The sequence below is a fragment of the Bacillus sp. FSL M7-0307 genome (genome assembly GCF_038627835.1).
Lineage (GTDB): Bacteria > Bacillota > Bacilli > Bacillales > Bacillaceae > Bacillus > Bacillus altitudinis.
The window spans coordinates 925,930-949,190 of sequence record NZ_CP152023.1; the positions used below are offsets into that span (position 1 = coordinate 925,930).

Annotated in this window: 22 protein-coding genes; 17 read left to right on the top strand and 5 right to left on the bottom strand. The window is 41.5% G+C overall.

All coding sequences use genetic code 11. The features are described 5' to 3' along the window. Nucleotides 1-4 precede the first annotated feature (4 nt). On the top strand, nucleotides 5-571 hold the full coding sequence (locus MHI41_RS04665; RefSeq protein WP_342494594.1) for a class D sortase: 567 nt from the start codon (nucleotides 5-7) through the stop codon (nucleotides 569-571). Nucleotides 572-605: 34 nt separating this feature from the next. Here the strand turns inward: MHI41_RS04665 and MHI41_RS04670 are convergent, their stop codons facing one another. Then, on the bottom strand, nucleotides 606-1,508 hold the full coding sequence (locus tag MHI41_RS04670; protein WP_342494595.1) for an RluA family pseudouridine synthase: 903 nt from the start codon (nucleotides 1,506-1,508) through the stop codon (nucleotides 606-608). Nucleotides 1,509-1,616: 108 nt separating this feature from the next. On the opposite strand from MHI41_RS04670, the gene MHI41_RS04675 reads away from it, so the two are divergent. From MHI41_RS04675 to MHI41_RS04685, 3 genes are all read left to right on the top strand, one after another. Beyond that, nucleotides 1,617-1,958, top strand: coding sequence for a DUF5365 family protein (locus MHI41_RS04675; protein ID WP_342494596.1), 342 nt, complete (start codon nucleotides 1,617-1,619; stop codon nucleotides 1,956-1,958). Nucleotides 1,959-2,264: 306 nt separating this feature from the next. Continuing rightward, nucleotides 2,265-2,930 carry an HAD family hydrolase gene (locus tag MHI41_RS04680; RefSeq protein ID WP_268357606.1) on the top strand — a complete coding sequence of 222 codons (666 nt, stop codon included), beginning with the start codon at nucleotides 2,265-2,267 and terminating at the stop codon, nucleotides 2,928-2,930. 14 nt (nucleotides 2,931-2,944) lie between these two features. Further along, a complete protein-coding gene (locus tag MHI41_RS04685) occupies nucleotides 2,945-4,483 on the top strand; it encodes a bifunctional GNAT family N-acetyltransferase/carbon-nitrogen hydrolase family protein (RefSeq protein ID WP_007497061.1) in 1,539 nt (512 codons plus the stop codon). A gap of 45 nt (nucleotides 4,484-4,528) precedes the next feature. Here MHI41_RS04685 and MHI41_RS04690 read toward each other — a convergent pair whose 3' ends face one another. Next, nucleotides 4,529-4,945 (bottom strand): hypothetical protein, encoded by a 417-nt coding sequence (locus MHI41_RS04690; RefSeq protein ID WP_007497062.1) that lies wholly within the window; start codon nucleotides 4,943-4,945, stop codon nucleotides 4,529-4,531. A 166-nt stretch (nucleotides 4,946-5,111) separates the two neighbouring features. On the opposite strand from MHI41_RS04690, the gene MHI41_RS04695 reads away from it, so the two are divergent. The 11 genes from MHI41_RS04695 to MHI41_RS04745 all read left to right on the top strand — a co-directional run bounded on the left by MHI41_RS04695 (nucleotide 5,112) and on the right by MHI41_RS04745 (nucleotide 18,629). Next, complete coding sequence (locus tag MHI41_RS04695) at nucleotides 5,112-5,528, top strand: VOC family protein (RefSeq protein WP_008349030.1); 417 nt, start codon at nucleotides 5,112-5,114, stop codon at nucleotides 5,526-5,528. A gap of 85 nt (nucleotides 5,529-5,613) precedes the next feature. Continuing rightward, the gene (locus MHI41_RS04700) at nucleotides 5,614-6,531 is read left to right on the top strand and encodes an AEC family transporter (protein WP_007497064.1); all 918 of its coding nucleotides are present in this window, start codon (nucleotides 5,614-5,616) and stop codon (nucleotides 6,529-6,531) included. 28 nt (nucleotides 6,532-6,559) lie between these two features. Then, nucleotides 6,560-8,152 carry a PucR family transcriptional regulator gene (locus MHI41_RS04705; protein ID WP_212339171.1) on the top strand — a complete coding sequence of 531 codons (1,593 nt, stop codon included), beginning with the start codon at nucleotides 6,560-6,562 and terminating at the stop codon, nucleotides 8,150-8,152. 241 nt (nucleotides 8,153-8,393) lie between these two features. Continuing rightward, nucleotides 8,394-9,731 (top strand): aspartate aminotransferase family protein, encoded by a 1,338-nt coding sequence (locus MHI41_RS04710; protein ID WP_057079762.1) that lies wholly within the window; start codon nucleotides 8,394-8,396, stop codon nucleotides 9,729-9,731. Between the two features lie 162 nt (nucleotides 9,732-9,893). Further along, the gene (locus MHI41_RS04715) at nucleotides 9,894-10,451 is read left to right on the top strand and encodes a glycerol-3-phosphate responsive antiterminator (protein WP_017360356.1); all 558 of its coding nucleotides are present in this window, start codon (nucleotides 9,894-9,896) and stop codon (nucleotides 10,449-10,451) included. A 215-nt stretch (nucleotides 10,452-10,666) separates the two neighbouring features. Further along, a complete protein-coding gene (locus MHI41_RS04720; protein ID WP_008349011.1) occupies nucleotides 10,667-11,482 on the top strand; it encodes an MIP/aquaporin family protein in 816 nt (271 codons plus the stop codon). Between the two features lie 15 nt (nucleotides 11,483-11,497). After that, entirely contained in the window at nucleotides 11,498-12,994 is a 1,497-nt protein-coding gene (gene glpK / locus MHI41_RS04725; RefSeq protein ID WP_007497075.1) for a glycerol kinase GlpK, read from the top strand. A gap of 139 nt (nucleotides 12,995-13,133) precedes the next feature. Beyond that, on the top strand, nucleotides 13,134-14,795 hold the full coding sequence (gene glpD, locus MHI41_RS04730) for a glycerol-3-phosphate dehydrogenase (protein WP_272511347.1): 1,662 nt from the start codon (nucleotides 13,134-13,136) through the stop codon (nucleotides 14,793-14,795). A 144-nt stretch (nucleotides 14,796-14,939) separates the two neighbouring features. Next, nucleotides 14,940-16,685 (top strand): phospho-sugar mutase, encoded by a 1,746-nt coding sequence (locus MHI41_RS04735; protein WP_057079760.1) that lies wholly within the window; start codon nucleotides 14,940-14,942, stop codon nucleotides 16,683-16,685. Between the two features lie 151 nt (nucleotides 16,686-16,836). Beyond that, nucleotides 16,837-17,982, top strand: a complete 1,146-nt coding sequence (locus tag MHI41_RS04740; protein ID WP_035703415.1) for a GAF domain-containing sensor histidine kinase — start codon at nucleotides 16,837-16,839, stop codon at nucleotides 17,980-17,982. Further along, the gene (locus tag MHI41_RS04745) at nucleotides 17,979-18,629 is read left to right on the top strand and encodes a response regulator transcription factor (protein ID WP_035703416.1); all 651 of its coding nucleotides are present in this window, start codon (nucleotides 17,979-17,981) and stop codon (nucleotides 18,627-18,629) included. The genes MHI41_RS04740 and MHI41_RS04745 overlap by 4 nt, the downstream gene beginning before the upstream one ends. Before the next feature lie 187 nt (nucleotides 18,630-18,816). Here the strand turns inward: MHI41_RS04745 and MHI41_RS04750 are convergent, their stop codons facing one another. Continuing rightward, entirely contained in the window at nucleotides 18,817-19,065 is a 249-nt protein-coding gene (locus MHI41_RS04750) for a YhdB family protein (protein ID WP_008349000.1), read from the bottom strand. A 128-nt stretch (nucleotides 19,066-19,193) separates the two neighbouring features. On the opposite strand from MHI41_RS04750, the gene MHI41_RS04755 reads away from it, so the two are divergent. Beyond that, nucleotides 19,194-19,577 (top strand): YqzG/YhdC family protein, encoded by a 384-nt coding sequence (locus MHI41_RS04755; protein ID WP_281215823.1) that lies wholly within the window; start codon nucleotides 19,194-19,196, stop codon nucleotides 19,575-19,577. A gap of 158 nt (nucleotides 19,578-19,735) precedes the next feature. Here the strand turns inward: MHI41_RS04755 and MHI41_RS04760 are convergent, their stop codons facing one another. Beyond that, nucleotides 19,736-21,211: a catalase gene (locus MHI41_RS04760; RefSeq protein WP_144684746.1), complete on the bottom strand. Its 1,476-nt coding sequence runs from the start codon at nucleotides 21,209-21,211 to the stop codon at nucleotides 19,736-19,738. A gap of 160 nt (nucleotides 21,212-21,371) precedes the next feature. Further along, entirely contained in the window at nucleotides 21,372-21,803 is a 432-nt protein-coding gene (locus tag MHI41_RS04765; protein ID WP_041507532.1) for an Rrf2 family transcriptional regulator, read from the bottom strand. A 183-nt stretch (nucleotides 21,804-21,986) separates the two neighbouring features. Here MHI41_RS04765 and MHI41_RS04770 point away from each other — a divergent pair, with 183 nt between their 5' ends. Next, nucleotides 21,987-23,186 (top strand): globin domain-containing protein, encoded by a 1,200-nt coding sequence (locus tag MHI41_RS04770; RefSeq protein ID WP_272511349.1) that lies wholly within the window; start codon nucleotides 21,987-21,989, stop codon nucleotides 23,184-23,186. Nucleotides 23,187-23,261 lie beyond the last annotated feature (75 nt).

The window sequence follows — 23,261 nt, forward strand, 5'->3', positions numbered from 1 at the left end:
AAGCATGAAAAAGTGGCTTGCAGTGATTGTCATGTCAGCGGGAATTGTGCTGCTTTGCTGGGGAATTTGGCAAATCGCTTCTACTCACTTACAAACAGCACAATCATTAGAGGAAGCAAAGAAGGTCGTAAAAACTGATCAAGGAATGACAAAGAAAAAGTTTGCACCTGAAATGGGGAAAGCCTCTGGCATCCTGACCATTCCGAAATTAAACGCCGATTTGCCGATTGTTGAAGGGACAGATGCGGACGACCTTGCCAAAGGAGTCGGTCATTATAAAGGCAGTTATTATCCTGATCAAAATGGACAAATCGTTTTGTCGGGACACAGAGACACGGTCTTCCGCCGGACTGGTGAACTGGATATTGGGGATCAGCTGAAAATCACTGTACCGTATGGTGAGTTTGTTTATGAAATCACGCATACGAAAATTGTGGATCAGCATGATACATCCATTATTACCTTACAAAATAAAAAAGAAGAGCTTGTGTTAACCACTTGCTATCCATTTCATTTTGTCGGCAACGCACCAGAGCGGTACATTATTTATGCGAAAAGAGCATCTGTCTAACGTCAAAAGAGCCTGTATGATCAGGCTCTTTTTTCTACATATTGTCCATTAATTCAGCCATATCAGGTGGGAGCGGTGCTGCTATCGTCAGCTTTTCACCTGTGAATGGATGGTTCATGTCTACTTGTTTGGCATGAAGGGCGCATCTGTTTATCATGTCACGCTTCCCACCATATAATGTATCGCCAGCTAAAGGATGCCCGAGACTGCTAAGATGAACCCGAATTTGATGTGTTCTGCCTGTTTCTAATTGCAGCTTGACGGCCGTCATCTGTAAACGTTTATTGAGATGGAAGACCTCATAATGAGTCTTGGCGCTTTGACCAGTAGGAGAAACTCTCCTTCTGACGGCATGGTGTTTATCACGTCCAATGGCAGCTTGGATCGTTCCTTTCTTTTTCTTAAACAGTCCTTGTGCGATGGCAAGATACGTTCTGTTAATCGCTTTTTTTGAAAGCATTTGATCGAGTACAGCATGTGCCAACCTGTGTTTGGCAAAAATGACGGTGCCGCTTGTATCTTGATCCAGCCTATGTATATGTCTGACCCGCTTTTCTTCTCCATTTGCTTGAAAATGGAAAGCGACTAGGTTCGCCAGCGTACCTGTTTGTCCTTTTTCATTTGGATGCGTCGGCCTTCCAGCAGGCTTTTGGACAACTAATAAATGCTCGTCTTCAAAGAGTACCTCTAATTCACCGTATTCTGGCGTCACATCACTTTCTTCCGTCTCAAATAAATCAATGAGAATCTGATCACCTGTACTCACTTTTGCAGCATGGTGGGCAGTTTTTTGATTGAGACGGACTTTTTGGTGCTCCATCCAAAAATGGATAATCGGTTTAGAGGCAAACACTTCGCCTTTTAAAAATTGACTTAAGGAAATGCCATTTTGCTGCTCTCCTACTTTTAGGGAGAGCGTGTGTCCTTTTATGATCATGATATTCGTCCTCTCTTTGGGTATATATAGGAAACACTTACCTTAGCGAATGACTTTTTTTCTGTGCTATTCTGAATGGAGTAATAACGACAGAGAGGTAGATGCCACGTGAGATTAATGAAAGCTGCGACAGACCTTCAGGAGCAGGAAATTGAAGAAATATCAAAGGAAATTGAAGATTTTTTATCCCATTCCGTAAATGGAGAAGAGCAGGAAAAACAACCCCCGCTTACATTCATTGATGGTGTGTATAACGGGACAATGGATGATGCTTTTCGTATTTTATCAGGTCTTCAGTTATTACATACCATTATTTTAAAGCCGAAGCGTCATATCACAAAACGAGATCGTGAGTTATTTGAACTCAACCGTGAACAAGTTAATGCGTGCGGCTTTTCTTTCCCGTTTGATTTAGATGATTTTGCAGGCCGTCACCTTCAAAATGCGTAAAAGTTGGTGTGAACTTCCTTGTTAACTTACAAGGTCGTCGCACATACTATTTTTAAGGGAACGGAGAAACCTTCAAGATCTGTAATACCAATTCCGCTCTTTTTCAACAATGTCTATTCTCCACGAATCGGAGCGCTTGGATCTCTTGCAGAAAGAATCGAACATGACAGGAGCCTGACCAAACGATGCAGGCTCCTTTTATACATAATCATTTTAGCAGACATTCATCTTTGAAAGTCAATTTTATTCACGATATGATAGCAGTATGGAAGATATTTCAGACTTTCGGAAAAAGGAGTGGCCTCTTTGGTAAAGGCGATTATATTTGATTTTGATGGATTAATTTTAGATACAGAAACACATGAATATGAGGTTCTGCAGGAAATGTTTGCTGAGCATGAATCGGAGCTGCCTCTGTCTGTATGGGGAAATGTGATTGGAACGCAGGCGGGTTTTAAGCCTTTTGAATATTTGGAAGAGCAGTTAGGGAAGACATTAGATCATGAGGCGCTTACAGCGGACCGGCGTTCTCGTTTTCAAAAGAGAATGAAGGACGAAGCAGCAAGACCTGGTGTAGAAGCTTATTTAGAAGCGGCAAAGGAGCTTGGAATTAAGATTGGACTCGCTTCCAGCTCAGATTATAAATGGGTGTCTGATCACCTCAAACAAATTGGACTTTTCGATTACTTTGAATGTATCCGCACGTCAGACGATGTGGAAGAAGTGAAGCCTAACCCAGAACTTTATTTGCAAACCGCACAATGCTTAGGCGTTGAGCCAAAAAATTGCGTGGCATTTGAGGACTCTGTGAATGGGTCAATCGCTGCCAAACGAGCGGGTATGAAATGTGTCATCGTGCCAAATAAAGTGACGAGCACACTGCAGTTTGAAGAATATGATGTGAGATTAGAATCCATGGCTGAAATCGAATTGCTCCAGCTATTCCATCAGCTTGAAAAAGAGGATCAGTAAGGGGGCAATACATCATGGCAGAAAAACTAGATTTAACGCGATTTGAAAAAAGAATGGTGATTCGAAATATTAGAGAAGAAGATATCGACCGAATCATCGCATTGCAAGAGGTATGCTTTCCAGGCATGGACCCTTGGAAAAAAGAGCACCTTGAAAGCCACCTTGAACATTTCCCAGAAGGTCAGTTCTGTGCGGAATTCGAGGGGGAAATTATTGGCTCATGTTCAAGTTTATTAATTAACTTTGATGAATACGATGATCGTCACACATGGCAGGACATCACAGATGATGGATATATCACAAACCATAATCCAGATGGGATGAATATGTACGGAATTGAAGTAATGGTCAGTCCTGAGTACCGCCGGATGAAAATCGGTCATCGTTTATACGAAGCAAGAAAAGACTTAGCGAGAAGATTAAATTTAAAAAGCATCATTATTGGCGGACGTATCCCGAATTATCATAAATATCAAGAGGAAATGACGCCTCGCCAATATGTAGAGCAAGTCATGCTGCACCAAATTTATGATCCAGTGCTATCTTTTCAGCTGTTAAATGAATTTAGCCTGATGCGGATCAATCCGAATTACTTGCCGGATGATAAAGCTTCCAGTACGTACGCAACGCTAATGGAATGGAACAATGTCGATTATCGCCCGCAGTCGAAAAGATATTATAAATCGGCGTTTCCGGTTCGAATTTGTGTCATTCAATATGCAATGAAGCAAATTCATTCCTTTGAAGAGTTTATGAATCAAGTGGAGTATTACGTGGATGTGGCATCAGATGCGTCAGCTGACTTTGCCGTTTTCCCGGAAATCTTTACAACCCAGCTTATGTCATATTTAGAAGAGAGATCACCAAGTCTAGCAGTGCAGCGGATCACAGAATATACTGAGGACTACATCAATTTGTTTACAGATCTCTCGGTCAAGTACAACATTAATATCATCGGTGGTTCTCATTTCGTTGAAGAGGAAGGGAAAATCTATAATATCGCCTATTTATTTAGACGTGATGGAACGATTGAAAAGCAATATAAGTTGCATATCACGCCGAATGAAAGAAAATGGTGGGGGATTTCAGCTGGTGACCAAGTCCGGGTATTTGATACGGACTGCGGTAAAATTGCGATCCAAATTTGCTACGATATTGAATTCCCTGAGCTTGCTCGAATTGCAGCTGACAAAGGAGCGAAAATTATTTTCACTCCATTCTGTACAGAAGACCGTCAAGGTTATTTACGAGTGCGTTACTGTGCGCAGGCGAGAGCGGTTGAAAATCAGATATATACGGTCATTTCTGGAACGGTCGGAAACCTTCCGCAAACAGAAAACATGGATGTCCAATATGCACAATCAGCCATCTTTGCACCATCTGATTTTGAATTCGCAAGAGATGGCATTGTAGGTGAGTGCAACCCGAATATTGAAATGGTAGTTGTCGGTGATGTCGACTTAGAAATATTAAGAAGGCAGCGTCAAGATGGGACGGTTCGTCAGCTAAAAGACCGAAGAAGAGACGTGTACCATATTGAATATAAGAAATAACCAAAACAAGCGCCCCGCAGTTATGCGAGGCGCTTTTCTGTATGTTTACATTTTCTTTAATGCCACTGTAGCAAAATGGGCAATGCTTTTGGCAGCTAAAAATGGAACGTCTGATTTAACAAGAGATTGATAAATCGTTTTTTCTACTTGTTTCCATGTAAGATCAGACTCTTCTAAAAGATTTTTTAAATCAGGTCCTACATGCTGGTTGAAAAACTGTTCAAATTGTTCACGTTTTTCTTGTCCGGCAATCACTTCTAATTTTTGTAGCCACTTTTCTTGTTTTTGGAAAGATTGTTCAATGTTTTGTTTAATGGTGTCTGTTGTTGAAGGAAGCTGAAAATCACTTTCTGCTGTCACCTGCTTCGTTTGAATAGATGCAGCATCAGCTGTCTGTGTAATAGGTGAAGCGAATAAAAGGACAGTGGTGGAGAGCATCAAAGATTTTGCGATTGTTTTCATTAAGAAAACCTCCTAGTTCATTTAGTATTGTGCACGATATTCATTATACATTTTTGTTAAAAAAAGGTAATGAGACTTACCGCTTATTTTTTCATGCGACAAAGGGATGCCAAATGAAAAGACGAATATACTGAATGGAAATGATGTTTTACAAAGGGAGAGGGATATGGGGCGACAATCTAAACATCTGTATATCAATTTGCCGGTTAAGCATGTGAATGAGTCAAAGGCTTTCTTTGAACAGCTGGGGTTTGACTTTCAACAAGAACTGACGAATGAACATGCTGCTTGTTTTGTGATGAATGAGACGATCACAGTCATGCTGTTATCACTTAAGCATTTCCAATCCATTTCAGAGAAGGAATTGGTAGATGCCAGAAATGGCGCAGAGGTCATTATCTCTTTACAGGTCGAGACGAGGGAAGAGGTTGATGAGCTTGTAGAGCGTGCGATCGCAGCTGGTGGTTCACCGTTTAAAGAAAAACAAGACCATGATTTCATGTATGGCTGGAGCTTTCAGGATCGTGATGGTCATTTATGGGAAGTGTTTTATATGGATGAGGAGAGAAGCGACCTTTCATAAGGGTGCTTCTTTTTTATTGATGATCAGTGGTATGATAAGAGGGTAGAAAAAATAAGGAATTCATCTAGAGAAAAGTAGGTGCTTCATGGAATTTTTACTTGTCTTAATGCCAGTGTTCGGCATATTCCTTATAGGGTATATTGGGCAGAAGACAATTGGTTTTGATATACATACGCTTTCATCAATGTCTTTATATTTAATGTCACCATTTCTTGCATTTGAAACCTTTTATCAAAATAAAGTATCGATGGACTATGTGTACTTATCTATATTTGTCGTAGGGCTTTGTCTTTCACTTGTTTTATGTGTCTTCATTTTATCTCGAATTTACGGGTATTCGAATGAAACGTATTGTGCCATGATTTTGTCATCAGCATTTATGAATAATGGAAATTACGGCACGCCTGTTGTCCTTCTTGTTTTTGGAGCAGCTGGTTTAGATATTGCGATTGTGCTAATGGTCCTTCAGCAGCTCGTCATGAGTACGATCGGCATGTATTATGCAGCAAAAGGTGGAGAGGACGCGGGAGACTTGAAGGTCGTTCTAAAAAAAGTGCTGCGTATGCCGGTTGCTTACGGGGCTCTTCTTGGTCTATTATTTCAGCTCATTGACCTTTCATTACCTAAAGAGCTTATGACAGGTGTTCAGCTTGTCGGGGATGCAGCGATACCAACGATTATGCTAATTTTAGGTATGCAGCTCGCAGTGATTTCTTTTAAACAAGTGGATTATCGTAATATTTCCTATGCGGTGCTGCTGAAGCTGTTTATCTCACCACTCATCGCATTCGGCTTTACGCTTATTTTACCGGTAGATGATTTGGTGAAACAAATTATGATTTTAGTTGCAGCGATGCCGACTGCGGCGAATACAACGCTGATGGCTGTGCAATTTCGAACGAAGCCTGAGTTTGTCTCAAGCACGACGTTTCTCAGTACGATTTTAAGTATTGTGACTTTACCTGTTTTATTATGGATTTTATCCATGCACCCTCTGGGATAGGGGACGGCAAACAAAGGGGGACTTATGAATGAATGTAGATGTTCATTTTCAAGTAAGTGATGTGTTAAAAACGAAGCATTTTACGCATGCGAAAGTGTTAGCTGGGGAAAAGGGATTGTTTCGGCAGGTAAAATGGGTACATGTACTTGAAGTGCCTGCTGTAGAGGATTTGTTAAACGGAGGCGAGCTGATTTTAACGACGGCCGCAGGCTTCCATGATCAATTGGAAGTCTTTCAGGCGTTTTTAAGGCAGTTGATTGACTCAGGTGCGGCTGGATTATGTATTGAGTTTGTACCGCTCCGGTTTGATGTACCGGAAGAACTGATTATTTATGCAGAAGAACGTGATTTTCCGCTAATTCTGTTTACAAAAGAAGTGAAGTTCGTCAATATTACACAGCATCTCCATACGATGATGATTGAACGTCAGTATCAGATGATGGCAGATTTAGAAGCCTTGTCGTCAAAGCTGAATGAGCTTTTACTAACTCCTCATCCGCAGATGGATATTTTGGATCAAGTGTATCAGCACGTGAGAGGGATACTACTGCTGATCCCTGTTCAAGGTGAGCCGATTATTTTATGTGATTCTTCCAAACAAACAGAAGAGCTTGTGATGAATTATTTGCAATATGCTTCATTACCAAAAGGATATGAAGTGACGCAAAAACAAGTCCTTGCACTCAAACAAACCTTTGCAGACCTCGTCCTCATTCATCAATCGAACACGCTCTCGGAATTTGAACTGCTTGTGATGGATAAAGGAGCGAATGCCCTTGCCCAGCAAACATTAAGAGAGCTGTATACAGAAGAGCTGAAGAAGACAAAAGAGAATGAATGGCTGCAAAAATGGTTTCATGAAGATCATACAGAAAGAGAGATCATAGAACACCTTGAGGAGACAGAAGGGCTGAAAAAACCGACCGGCTGTGTGGTGATGCTCTTTCAAAAAAACCACCAAATAGAAGAAATCGCAGGGAATCTTTATTTTCTTGTCTCTTGCCGCTCTATTTTTCAGCGTGCTGGTTTCCATTTGATTGTGTACGAGCATCAAGGACAAACCTTATTTATCTTATTGAATACAAGAAAAGTTGAGGACTGGAAAGAGCGTGCAGAAAAAGCGGCAAACGACATCACGCAATTATATGACCGTGAGCAGCCCGGCGAGGCAGTCATCAATTATGGAATCGGTTCATATTGTGAGCAATTTCAGCACATGAGAAAAAGTTTTCAAGCAGCGAAAGAAGTGCTGCATTTAAAGAAAGTGATGCCGCAGCGGGTAGAAAGCCCATTTTATCAAGATTTACATATGCTTCGGTTGATGCCTGTCATGAAAGAAAGCGGGTTATTAGAATGCATGGTGAAAGAGTATTTAGAGCCGGTGATTTTATATGATAAACAAAATAGCGGCAGGCTCTATCAGACGCTGAATATCTTTTTACAGACAAACGGTTCTAAAAAAGAAACCGCAAGCCAGCTCTATATTGTGAGGCAGACGCTTTATCACAGATTGGATAAGCTTCATGCTTTACTTGGTGAGGATATGATGCAAGCGCCGAAACGTCAAGCGCTTGAATTTGCGATCCTTGCTTATGAATTTTTACAGGGGAATCGCCATTAACGGTATATGTTAGATTTGCCAAGGGATCAAGTAGAGTGTCTCATGGTTCTTTTCAATCAGTTGACGATCTGTCTAATGTAATGTGTCTGGCCCCTTTTTTATAATGAGAGTAACGACATGGGCGGTCTTGTTTCAGTTTCATATGCCTCACTTTTTATCCATATAATGAATGGAGAGGTCATATGCAGGACCGGTTTAAGCTTCTTTGATGATGAAAACGGATACATGGGGGCGTGGGAAGATGAAAACACATAACGCACAAGATCTTCAGGCGAAAGATGATCAGTTCATTTGGCATCATATGAAAGGGACAAACAAAGAAAATGAAAGTATGGTGATTCATGAGGCAGAAGGCGCATGGGTGACAGATATTCATGGAAATCGCTATTTAGACGGGATGTCAGGGTTGTGGTGTGTAAATGCCGGATATGGACGTAAAGAGCTTGCAGAAGCGGCGTATAGGCAATTAAATACGATGCCTTACTACCCACTGACACAAAGCCATGTGCCAGCGATTCAGCTGGCTGAGAAGCTCAATGAATGGCTAGGCGGGGACTATGTGATCTTTTTTTCTAACAGTGGTTCTGAAGCGAACGAAGCGGCATTTAAAATAGCCAAACAATATCATGCGCAAAAGGGAGAGAGTACACGAACAAAATTCATTTCCCGATATCGATCGTATCATGGCAATACAGCAGCAGCTCTAGCCGCAACGGGTCAAGCGCAGCGTAAGTACAAATATGAACCGTTAGGGCAGGGGTTTATCCATGTCGCACCGCCTGATATGTACCGGCATCCTGAAGATCAAGAGAGCTTGGCAAGTGCTGATGCAATCGATCAAGCTATGACGTGGGAATTAAGTGAGACCATTGCTGGCGTCATCATGGAGCCGATGATTACAGGAGGCGGTATCTTAATGCCGCCAAAAGGATATTTGAAGAAGGTGAAAGAAATCTGTGAAGATCATGGGGCGCTCCTCATTGTGGATGAAGTGATATGCGGCTTTGGCCGGACAGGAAAGCGGTTTGGATTTATGCATGAAGAGGTAAAACCAGATATTATCACCATGGCAAAAGGGATCACAAGTGGATATTTACCGCTATCTGCAACGTGCGTGAAACGAGACATTTATGAAGCGTATGCAGGAGAAGATACGTATGACAGGCTACGGCATGTGAATACATTTGGCGGTCACCCTGCTTCCTGTGCGGTTGCGCTTGCTAACCTAGAGATCATGGAAAACGAGCAATTAGTGGAGCGGTCAGGCAAGCTTGGCCAAGACATGCTCGATCGTTTGCAAGAGTTAAAAGAGCATCCATTTGTCGGTGATGTGAGAGGAAAAGGCCTGCTGTTTGGGATTGAGCTTGTGCAGGATCAGGCGTCAAAAAAGCCAGCTGATCCAAGTGTAGTCGGTCAATTGATTGCAGAATGTAAAAAACGAGGATTGATCATTGGGAAAAATGGCGATACAGTGGCTGGCTATAATAACGTGGCACAGCTAGCACCACCGCTAAATATCACTGATGAAGACGCCTCATTCATTATCCATACTTTAAAAGAAAGCATGGCACAATTATAGCAGAGAGATTTCTCTGCTTTTTTCTATGTCCAAAAGGATCAGGTCTTAATCGACCTGCTAGGCTGAATGGTCAATGGGCACACTAGGTGTATTGAAAAAAACATGCGATTCTATTACTGTAAGGAGAAGATAGAACCAATACACATTAGAAGGAGACGGCATATGAGTTTTCATGATCAACCCATTCTACCTGCTGTTCGCAATATGAAGCAATTTGAGGAATTTTTAAAAAGTCCATTTACATATGGGGTCTTACTAGATGTTCACTTAGGGCGGCTTAAGGGCATCATGAATGAGGCGAATGCGCATCATAAAAAAATGTTTGTCCATGTCGATCTCATTCACGGAATCAAACATGATGAGTACGGAACGGAATTTATTTGTCAGGAAATGAAACCGGCAGGCATTATTTCTACTAGGTCTTCTGTCATAGTAAAAGCCAAGCAGAAAAAGGTATATGCTATCCAGCGAATGTTTTTACTTGATACAAGTGCGATGGAAAAAAGCATGGAGTTTGTCGGAAAACATCGTCCAGATTTTATTGAAGTATTGCCTGGTGTCGTGCCAGATTTAATTACAGAAGTGCGCGAAAGAGCTGGAATACCAATATTTGCAGGAGGATTTATCCGAACAAAAGAAGATGTAGAAAGGGCGCTTGCAGCAGGGGCGACAGCTGTCACCACATCGAATACAGAGCTTTGGAAAGCGTTCCAAAAATGAAAAAGATAAAATGTGAAAATTGATTGACAACGTTTTCATCCTCTGATACTATAGCACTAAGTTAATATCATGTGATGGAGAAACGGAGATCCACAACGACGCTTTACTAGGTGATAAATGACCCTGATGTAAAGTATGTTTGTTGTGGGTCTTTTTTCTTTATCTTTTCTACACATTTATAGGGGATGGCAACTGAACCAGAGGAGGAATTTTTCATGACACCATTTTGGGGTGAAGTCGTTGGTACAATGCTTCTGATTATTTTCGGAGGCGGTGTGTGTGCGGCAGTCAGTTTAAAGAAATCGCTCGCTTATCAGTCCGGTTGGATTGTAATCGCTTTCGGATGGGGATTTGCAGTAGCGATTGCAGCTTATGCCACTGGAGGAATCAGCGGTGCACATTTAAACCCGGCGCTGACAATAGGTCTTGCATTAGAAGGAAGTTTTCCTTGGGCTGATGTTCCAATGTATATTGTCGGTCAAATGCTTGGCGCATTACTCGGAGCTATTATTGTCTTCTTACATTACTTACCACACTGGAAAGCGACAGACGATCCAGGTGCAAAACTAGGCGTATTCTCAACTGGTCCTGCGATTCCGCATACTTTTGCAAACGTGCTCAGTGAAGTCATCGGTACATTTGTATTGGTGGTAGGAATTTTAGCGATTGGTGCAAATAAATTTGCAGACGGAGTCAATCCGCTGATTGTTGGTTTCTTAATTGTCGCAATTGGTCTTTCATTAGGTGGTACAACTGGTTACGCAATTAACCCTGCACGTGATTTAGGTCCAAGAATCGCACATGCCATTCTGCCGATTCCAGGTAAAGGTCCATCAAATTGGAAATATGCTTGGGTTCCTGTTGTTGGTCCAATTTTGGGCGGTGCATTTGGCGGTGTTTTCTATAATGCAGCCTTTAAAGCGAACGTCACACCAGCCTTTTGGATTGTAAGCGTTATTTTAGTTGTGGTATTGTTAGGACTCTATGTTTCTACGAAAAACCAGACAAATGCTGTCAATGAAAGTATGTAAGGGGAGGAAAACACCATGGCAAAAGAAAAATATATTCTCGCATTAGATCAAGGGACAACAAGCTCAAGAGCGATCTTATTTGATCAAGAAGGTAAAATTGCACATACAGCTCAGAAGGAATTCAATCAATATTTTCCGAACCCAGGCTGGGTAGAACACAATGCAAATGAAATTTGGAGCTCTGTTCTATCAGTTATTTCAACTGCTTTAATCGAATCAGGAATTGAAGCAGATCAAATCGCCGGTATCGGAATTACGAACCAGCGTGAGACAGCTGTCGTTTGGGATAAACATACAGGCGCACCCGTTTACAATGCAATTGTTTGGCAGTCTAGACAAACATCGGGTATATGTGATGAGCTAAAAGCGCAAGGGCACGATGAAACGTTTAGAAATAAAACCGGTCTTCTGATTGATGCTTATTTCTCAGGCACTAAAGTGAAATGGATTTTAGACAATGTCGAAGGTGCTCGTGAGAAAGCAGAAAATGGTGACTTACTGTTTGGCACAATCGATACATGGCTCATTTGGAAAATGACTGGCGGGCAATCACACGTGACAGATTATTCGAATGCATCAAGAACGTTAATGTTCAATATTTACGATCTGAAATGGGATGAAGAACTCCTTGATATCTTAGGTGTTCCAGCTTCCATGCTGCCAGACGTCAAACCATCATCACACATTTATGGTGAAACAACAGACTATCACTTCTTCGGTAAAAATATTCCGATTGCAGGAGCGGCGGGAGATCAGCAGTCTGCGTTATTCGGTCAGGCTTGCTTTGAAGAAGGAATGGCGAAGAACACATATGGTACAGGATGTTTCATGTTGATGAATACAGGGGAAAAAGCAATTAAGTCGGATCATGGATTGTTAACGACGATTGCATGGGGCATTGACGGCAAAGTTGAATATGCTTTAGAAGGAAGTATTTTCGTTGCTGGCTCAGCGATCCAGTGGCTGCGTGATGGACTTAGAATGTTTAAAGACTCAAAAGACAGTGAAGCTTATGCTGAGCGCGTTGAGTCAACAGACGGCGTATATGTCGTACCAGCATTCGTTGGTTTAGGTACACCATATTGGGATAGTGATGTCCGAGGCGCTGTATTCGGTTTAACACGCGGTACTTCTAAAGAGCACTTTGTTCGTGCAACGTTAGAATCACTTGCTTATCAAACGAAAGATGTTTTAGATGCGATGGAAAAAGATTCAAACATCTCACTTAAAACATTGCGTGTCGATGGCGGAGCTGTAAAGAATGATTTCTTAATGGGCTTCCAAAGTGATTTGCTCGATGTACCAGTAGAACGTCCAGAAATTAATGAAACGACGGCACTCGGTGCGGCCTATCTTGCGGGAATAGCAGTTGGCTTCTGGAACGACCGTTCAGACATTGCAAAACAATGGAACCTTGACAAGCGCTTTGAACCTAAAATGGAAGAAGACAGCCGTGACTCGTTATACAGCGGGTGGAAAAAGGCTGTAAAAGCAGCTCAAGCTTTCAAATAAACAAAAAGTATGGTATACTTCAAGTAAGTTAATAGAACGGTTGGAGAACTGGAGAGACCGCAAGCACCGAAGTGTAGAAATACGCTTTGGGTGTTTGCGGTCTCTTTTTCTTTACCGTACAACATGGGAGGAACAAGAGATGACTTTTTCTAGCTTAGAAAGAGAACAAATGCTTCAGGACATGACAAAAAAACCATATGATGTGTTTATCATTGGTGGGGGTATTACAGGCGCAGGTACGGCACTTGATGCGGCTTCACGCGGAATGCGTGTCGGTCTTGCGGAGATGCAGGATTTCGCAGCAGGTACGTCTAGCCGCTCAACGAAACTTGTACACGGTGGACTTCGTTATTTAAAACAATTTGAAGTGAAAATGGTCGCAGAGGTCGGTAAAGAGCGTGCCATCGTATACGAAAACGGTCCTCATGTGACAACGCCAGAATGGATGCTTCTTCCGATGCATAAAGGCGGGACATTCGGTAAGTTTTCAACTTCAATTGGACTTAGAGTATATGACTTTTTAGCTGGCGTTAAGCATAGTGAACGCAGAAGTATGCTAAGTGCGAAAGAAACACTTGCAAAAGAACCGCTTGTGAAAAAGGATGGCTTAAAAGGCGGGGGCTACTATGTTGAATACCGTACAGATGATGCACGCCTGACAATTGAAGTCATGAAAGAGGCTGTGAAATTCGGGGCAGAAGCGGTCAACTATGCGAAAGTAAAAGAATTTATTTATGATAAAGGCAAAGTTGTCGGTGTTGTCATTGAAGATGTCACAACACAGAAAACATACGATGTATATGCGAAAAAAATCGTCAATGCGACTGGTCCATGGGTCGATCAGCTAAGAGACAAGGATCACTCAAAAGAGGGGAAACATTTACAGCATACAAAAGGAATTCACTTAGTATTTGATCAATCTGTTTTCCCATTAAAACAAGCAATCTACTTTGACACACCTGATAAACGAATGGTCTTTGCGATTCCAAGAGAAGGAAAAACATACGTGGGAACAACAGATACCGTTTACAAAAAACAGCTGGAACATCCGCGTATGACAAAAGCAGATCGTGATTACGTGATCAAAGCCATTCAATATATGTTCCCAGATCTTAACATTACAGAGAAAGACGTTGAATCTAACTGGGCTGGTCTTCGTCCACTCATTCATGAAGAAGGGAAAGATCCTTCAGAAATTTCTCGTAAGGATGAGGTATGGACATCATCTTCAGGCTTAATCACGATTGCCGGCGGTAAATTAACAGGTTACCGTAAAATGGCTGAACACATTGTGAATCTTGTACGTGATGGACTTAAAGAGGAAACTGGAAAAGATTTCGGACCATGTAAAACGAAACATATGCCAATTTCAGGTGGGCATGTAGGCGGTTCGAAAAATATGGCATCCTTTGTTCAAGCGAAAACGGCAGAAGGAGCATCCGTTGGTTTGACAGAACCGGTTGCACAAAAATTAGCTGAGAAATATGGCTCAAACGTCAGCAATGTCTTCAAGCGTGTAGAGCAGCTTCAAGGGGAAGCAGACAAACGAAATATTCCCGCATATGTGTTGGCTGAACTTGTCTATGCGATCGAAGAAGAATTGGCTGTTACACCTGTTGATTTCTTCTTGAGAAGAACAGGCAGCCTATTATTTAATATCAATTGGGCAAAAACGTATGCACAGCCTGTTGTTGACTATATGGCAGATCGTTTTGGCTGGGATGAAGCGACAAAACAGAAACATCAAACTGAATTAGACCGACTATTCCATGAAGCAGTCGTACCGCTTGATGCTGAATAAGTAAAAAGCCGATCGTGTATCGGCTTTTTTTATTTTGTTCATCGTTTTTTCATATGTTCATGATATAACATGACATAAAGGATAATTCCATATAAAATAACAGTAGATATTAATTTATTGATGTTAAGAACTGGGAGGACGACCATGAGTTGGATTACGAATTATGAGCGTTGGATCAATGAGAAGCACCTGGATACTGAACTAAGGGAATGGCTGGAGGCACATCAAGATGATCATCAAGCACTTGAAGACTGTTTCTACAAAAACCTTGAGTTTGGTACTGGAGGAATGCGCGGAGAAATTGGTGCTGGAACGAACCGAATGAATGTTTACACTGTTCGAAAAGCATCCGCTGGTCTTGCTGCGTATATTGCAGCACATGGAGAGGATGCAAAAAAAAGAGGCGTCGCCATTGCCTATGATTCACGCCATAAATCTCCTGAATTTGCGATGGAAGCGGCCAAAACACTTGCTTCACATGGCATTCAAACATACGTATTTGACGAACTGCGTCCGACACCAGAACTCTCTTTTGCAGTTCGAGAACTGAATGCCTTTGCAGGGATTGTTGTGACAGCAAGTCACAATCCGCCGGAATATAATGGCTATAAAGTATATGGAGAAGATGGAGGCCAAATGCCCCCATTTGAAGCAGATCAAGTCATTAAAGAAGTAGATGCCATCGAAAATGAATTAGCCATTTCAGTGGAATCAGAAGAAGTATTGAAGCAAAATGGTTTGATCCGCATGATTGGTGAAGAAATCGATCAAGCGTATATGGAAAAATTAAAAACCATTCGTGTGCACCCTGAGCTTGCAAAAGAAGTCGATGTCAAAGTGGTGTTTACCCCGCTTCATGGAACGGCGAATAAACCTGTCCGAAACGGACTTCAGGCCTTTGGTTATGAGCATGTGACGGTTGTACCTGAACAGGAAAAACCAGATCCACAATTCTCGACGGTCACGTCTCCAAATCCAGAGGAGCATGCCGCTTTTGAATACGCCATCAAGCTTGGCGAAAAGCAAAATGCTGATATGTTGATTGCGACAGATCCAGATGCAGATCGATTAGGTATCGCTGTGAAAAATCATGATGGTGAATTTACCGTTTTGACCGGCAACCAAACAGGCGCCTTACTACTTCATTATTTATTATCTGAAAAACAAAAACTAGGTCAACTGCCGCCTCGCCCCGTTGTGATGAAAACGATTGTGACAAGCGAGCTTGGGCGTGCTGTTGCCTCAGCATTTGGAGCTGACACGATTGATACGCTCACTGGCTTTAAATTTATCGGAGAAAAAATCAAGCAGTTTGAAGAAAGCGGAGAATACACGTTTCAATTCGGCTATGAAGAAAGCTATGGCTATTTGATCGGTGATTTTGCACGAGATAAAGATGCAGTTCAAGCTGCGCTATTAGCAGTTGAAGTCGCAGCCTTTTATAAGAAACAAGGGAAGTCATTATATGATGCGCTTGTTGATATTTTTAAGGAATTTGGATTTTACAGAGAAGGGTTAAAGTCATTAACCTTAAAGGGGAAAGTAGGAGCGGAGCAGATTTCTGCTATTCTTCATACCTTTAGATCAAACCCACCAGCTTCTATCGCCGGTCAGCGCATTACGGTCATTGAGGATTATCAATCAAGTCAAAGGCACCTTGTGGCTGAAAAGAAAGAAGAAACGATTCATCTGCCGACATCAAACGTCCTGAAATATTTCCTTGAAGATGGCTCATGGTTTTGTTTACGACCTTCTGGTACGGAGCCTAAAGTCAAATTTTATATTGCAGTCAAAGGCACATCGTTAACTGACAGCGAAGAAAAGCTGAAACACTTATCAGAAGAAGTCATGAAAGTCGTCTATGACATTGTGGAAGAAACAGCTAAATAAAACATCACAAAGCCATCATGTCATGCATGATGGCTTTTTCTCAGTCAAAAGGATGAGAAAAAATCATCCTTTTTGAGAAAGAGCTGCACAGATGCTCATGGTATAATCAACATATTGATCAGAGAGGCAGTAAAAGCCGGGGGTACACACGATGGGAGATTACCAAGAAAAAGTCAAAACATTAAAAACGTTAAAAGAAATTGCTGAAAAGCTAAATGAAGGGATGGAAATGAAGGAAACGCTTCATGAAGTGCTTCATATGCTTATGGAAGTGACAGGCTTTCAAACAGCATGGATTTATTTTATAGAAGAAGACGGATCGTATGAACTAATGGCAGAAGTATGCTTACCTGAAGCACTGGCAAAGGATCGAAAGCAATTGATGTGTCAAAACGATTGCTATTGCATCAACCGTTACACAAAAGGCTCACTGCAATCAGCGACCAATATCATCAATTGTAAACGGATTGAAACGGCGATTGAGCAAAAGCTTGGAGATACAGAAGGAATTACCCATCATGCAACCGTTCCTCTCCAAGCATGTAAGCGTACGTTTGGCTTATTAAATGTGGCGGCAAAAGGGAAGGTCACATTTACACAGGAGGAGCTGAATCTGCTTGAAAGTATTGCACTGCAAATTGGTACGGCTATTCAGCGTATGAAGCTTGTGCAAAATGAGCAGCAGCATGCACTGCTAGAAGAACGAAACCGGCTTGCGCAGGATTTACATGATTCTGTGAATCAAATGCTGTTTTCCGTGAGTTTGACTGCAAAGGCAGCGCGTCAAATGACAAGTGATCAAAAATTAGGTGAAATGATTGATTTTATTCAGCATTTATCACAAGATGCCCTCATTGAAATGCGATCACTCATCTGGCAGTTAAGACCAAAAGGGCTTGAAAAAGGATTTACGACAGCGATTGAAGAGTATGCACAGCTTTTAGGTCTAAATTGTTCATTGTCTTTATCAGGCTGTATGGAAATAGATCATTCAAAGCACGAAACCTTATTTCGTGTATGCCAAGAAGCTCTAAATAATTGCCAAAAGCATGCGGGCGTTGAGAAAGTAGAGGTCAAACTGGAGCAATCAGGTGACACGTTTGGTATGAAAATCATCGATCAGGGAAAGGGATTTCAGTATGATGAACAAATGAGTCTTCCTTCACTTGGCTTGAAAGGAATGGCTAAACGTATTCGAAAAGCAGGAGGTACATTTTGTATCAATTCTGAGCTAGGTAAGGGAACCACAATTCATGTGAAAGTCCCATTTTCTCAAGAAAGGAAGGGATTGTCATGAGGGTAGTCATTGCAGATGATCATCATATTGTCAGAAAAGGGCTGGTCTTTTTCTTGCAAACCCAGCCAGATGTAGACATCGTCGGTGAGGCATCCAATGGGGAAGAGGCACTGCAGGTAGTCAGGCAAACGAATCCTGATATTGTCTTGATGGACCTTTCTATGCCTGTGATGAATGGAATTGAGGCAACAAAGCAAATGACACTCGACATGCCGGAAGTCCGCATTGTCATCCTGACAAGCTATGCAGATAAGGACTATGTCATCCCTGCTATTCAAGCGGGAGCGAAGGCTTATCAGCTCAAAGATGTAGCACCTGAAAAGCTTCTCACGACAATGATTGAGGTGCAAAATGGTACGTATCAATTAGACGGTCATATTACGACGTTTCTCATTCAGCATCTAACTGAACCTAAAGAGCAGAAATGGACATTGATGAACGAACTGACCAATAGAGAACGTGATGTCTTATTTGAAATCGCAAAAGGGAAAAGTAACAAAGAAATCGCCTCGTCGCTTTTTATTTCTGAAAAGACTGTGAAAACTCACGTGTCTCATGTGTTATCAAAGTTAGAGCTGGCAGATCGAACTCAGGCCGCTCTATATGCGGTAGATTATCAAAAAAATCAGCCGAAAGAGCTGTTGTAAAAGAAGAGCATATACAGTCTATATGAATGGTGGACATTCCAAAAGACTTCATGAGTATTTCTCATGAAGTCTTTTCTTTTTTATGAAATGCGGTTAGTAAAAGGCTGAAAAGAAAACAAAGAGCTAAAATAAAGTTCATTCTAGCCCTATGTCAACAATCTGAAAGGCAGAAAATCAGCCTTTTCCTTTATGTGTACATCGGTTCAGCATATGCTTCAGCAACGGCAGCCTCTGAAGCATGGTCGATATACTGCAGGAGTCCATATAAACATTTTTCAACATCTGCATCGTTCCGGTTAAATTGATACGCATGTAAGAAATGCTCAATACGTTTCGAGAGCAAATCATCTTGCGTACGGACCATAAGAATAAGTAAATTATCCCATTGCGAGCGATGCGTATAATAAAGTGCCTTATCATAATCTGCCACATTCATTAAACCTTCTCCTTTCCCTTGAGAAGTCCTCATTAGTTTGCTCGGATCAGGTCGACTTTTTCAGGGGAAAAGTTGGTGTCTGCATAAACAGGGTACCGGGAATTATAGGCTGAATAAATGCTTGATGTATGAAAAAGAACCAACCAGCAAAACCTAAACAAAATAGACATGAAAGTGAGAATATTGATATCATGCACCCGAAATTATGGATGCTTTTTGCAGCAGGAATTATTTTATTCGGCAGTCTCATGGTTCATCCATCTTCACAAGCAGCCGTGCAGCCGGCAGAGAATTGGGAAAGACTTGCGTATACTGCCTTGCAAGATGAATATGAAGGCGCCGTTTTAAACGATTATCATTACATTGGACGTACACAAGTGAATGAAGATCAAACAAAAGATGTGTTTCGCGTGACCGTGAAGGAAGGCTCCACACGATTTGCAGCACATGCAGAAATTTATTTTCATCCGGTGACGGGGCATTTGATTAGTATTAACGTATTTCGGCTATAAAAAAGCACCTCTTTTAAAAAAAGAGGTGCTCCAGCGGTAGTCAAACCCTCGCATTCGGTGTCAGTCCGGCACTGGTGCTCACGAATGTCAAATTCGCTCTGCAAAAGTTGCTGTTCTTCCTAGACTGCAAAGGGTTTCGATCATGTTGAAAAGAAGATTTATTTCATGCTTCCTTGAAGATATGAGCGAATATCCACACCGAGTGAATCCGCTAAACGCTGTCCGTAATCTTCATCTGCACGATAGAAGTTACAGATCGCAAGTAATTTCGTTTTTTCATTTACGTCTTTCAAGTCAGCTGTCAGGTTCTTGATCAATGCTTGTTTCTCTTCTTCAGAGTAGCTTCGATATTTTTCTCCAGCTTGTTTGAAATCATTTGGTTTTTCAATTTTTTGTCTCACTATACGGTCACCATGAAGAACTGGTTCACTTTCTTTGTAGTGAGGGTTTTCTTTTGGCTGATCGTCATAACGGTTTGGTTCATAGTTAATATGACCGCTTGGACGAGTTGTTGTCATAAAGCCATCCTGTTGGTTATTGTGAACAGGCGCATAAGGACAGTTCACTGGGATGCGCATGTAGTTTGCACCTAGGCGGTGACGCTGCGTGTCAGGATAAGAGAACAGACGACCTTGAAGCAGTTTGTCTTCAGATGCTTCAATTCCTGGTACTAGGGCACTTGGCGTGAAAGCAGATTGCTCTGTTTCAGCAAAGAAATTTTCTGGATTGCGGTTCAGTGTCATGCGGCCCACTTTTTGCAGCGGATAATCTTCCTCGCTCCACGTCTTCGTTGGATCACATGGATCATAATCTAGTTCATCATAATCACTGAGCGGCATAAGCTGAACGTAAAGATCCCATGCTGGATAATTTCCTTTTTCAATACGATCATACAAGTCTCTTGTCGCATGCTGGAAGTCGTTTGCTTGAATTTCTGCAGCTTCTTCCATTGATAAATTGCGAATGCCTTCTGATGGTCTCCAGTGGTATTTCACATATTTTGTTTCTCCGTATTTGTTTACCCATCTAAACGTATGAACACCAGAACCGCGCATTTCAGCGTAGTTCGCAGGAATACCTTCGTCAGAGAAGAGCCATGTGAGCATGTGAGTGGATTCAGGTGTTAACGTCATAAAATCCCAATAACGGTCAGGATCTTGAATGTTGGTTACAGGATCTGGCTTGAGAGAGTGAACCATGTCAGGGAATTTAAGTGCATCACGAATGAAGAAGATCGGCAAGTTGTTCCCAACTAGATCATAGTTGCCTTCTTCTGTATAAAATTTGACAGCGAAGCCGCGAGGGTCACGTAATGTTTCAGGCGAACCTTTAGGGTGAATAACCGTTGAGAAACGGACAAAAACGTCTGTTTGTTTTCCTTCTTCACTTAAGAAGGCTGCTCTTGTATGTTTCTCCATGCTATTTTCTACTTCAAATACACCATAAGCGCCGGCGCCTCTTGCATGAACGACACGCTCTGGAATACGTTCACGGTCAAAGTGTGCAAGTTTTTCAATCAAATGGTAATCATCAAGAAATGAAGGCCCCCTGTGACCAGCAGTTCTTGAGTTTTGATTATCGCCAACTGGCACGCCTTGATTCGTTGTCAAATTTTTATGATTAGAATTTGTCATTCTTTTTCTCCTCCTGTAAACAAAAAATGGTTTCTAGCAATCTATATACCCTAATTATATTGAATCAAACATGATAGTCAATATTTATTTATAATAATTTTAAATAAATTATTATTACAAGGAGGTAAAGAAAAAGACGAAAGAAATAAATTCTTTCGCCTTAGAGCAGAAGCTCTCTTAGAGCATCTTTGTTTTGTGTTAAATCATTTAATGTGTATTGGTCAAGAACGCGTAAATAAGCAGTGAGTGCTTCATGAAGTACGTGCTTTAATGAACAAATCGGGGAGATAATACAGCTGTTTTTCTTCGGATCAAAGCATTCAACCATGACTAAATCATCCTCTGTATAGCGGACAACCTCACCAATATTAATGCTTTCTGGGCTTTTCCCCAGCCTAATCCCACCATTTCTTCCGCGGATCGTTTCTACATAACCACGTTTTCCAAGATGGTAAATGACCTTTGTCAGGTGATTTTTCGAAATGCCATAAATATCGGCAATCTGCTGAATATTTGACAGTTCATTGTTTTCTCTCGAAGCTAAATAAATGAGTACCCTTAATGAGAAATCTGTATAATTCGTAAGTTTCATTTGGACGACCTCTAAACCTAATAGAGTTTTGTATCATCGTAACACATTTTAGACAAAAACTGTTCGAGAAAGTACTAAATGTGACAACATTTAAAACATGCATTTTAAATATTGCTTTTATAAGCTGTCATCAATTACGATAAAGATGTATTTAAAATACATCTTTCGAAAGAAGGAATAACGATGTTATCCACAGATCAAATGAATGCCATTAAACAATCAGCCCCTCTTCTAAAAGCTGAGGGAACAAAACTTGTGACTGTTTTTTATCAAAATATGATTAGACAGCACCCAGAGCTACTCAATCAGTTTAATAAAACAAATCTCATGAATGGAAGTCAGCCAGAGGCGCTTGCCGCAACACTCTATCAAGCTGCACTGCACATTGATCGCTTGGCAGACTTGATTCCTGCTGTGAAACAAATTGCCCATAAGCATGTCAGTGTCATGGTGAAAAAAGAGCAGTACCCAATCGTCGGATATCACCTTCTTGAAGCAATGAAAGAGGTATTTGGGTTATCAGAGGGAGATGACACATTGTCGGCTTGGAAGGCTGCATATGACATCATTGCGAATATATTCATCACCATTGAGGCAGAAATGATGGCTGAAAATGTGAAACAACCTGGCGGATGGACTGATGTCAAACCGTTTATGATTAAGAAAAAGAAACAAGAATCTCCATCACTCATTTCCTTTTATTTAGTACCAGAGGATGAATCGGAGCTGCCAATGTATGAAGCTGGTCAATACATTACGGTGCAAGCAAATATGCCGGGTGAAGCTTATGTATGTAGCAGACAATACAGCTTATCGGACCAATATCACCCATCTTATTACCGCATCACAGTGAAACGAGATGGGCATGTCTCCACATTCCTGCATGATGAAATGAGAGAAGGCGATATTCTTCACGTGAGTATGCCGCAGGGAATGTTCTGCTTGCAAGATGACACCAAAGAACCCGTTTATTTGATTAGTGCCGGTTCTGGTGTCACACCAATGATTGGTTTAGTGAAAACAGCGTCGCATAACAATCAGCCATTCACGATGATTCATGCAGACAGACTAGAGGATGTAACCGCTTTTGAACAAGAGTTTGAACACGTTCTCACTTCATCTCCAGAGGGGCGTATTATCCTTTGTAACGAACAGTTTGAAAAGAGTGGCAAGAGTGAGCTGGTTGAGAAGGCGCCTTCCCGTATTGACCAGCCATTCCTTCAATCAGTCATTGGTGAAGGAAAAGGCCAATTTTATGTTTGCGGTTCCCCAGCATTTACACAGGAAATGATCCTTATTCTAAAAGCGTTGGACATTCCGGAAGAGAATATCCATTTTGAAGCGTTCGGCGGGCAGTCCATGAAAGAGATGGAAGTCGTCTAAACAACTGGCTGAACATCATGTTTTATTAAGTACGCTCATATAGTAGGGATAAGTCCGATGAGGAGGGATGGTTTC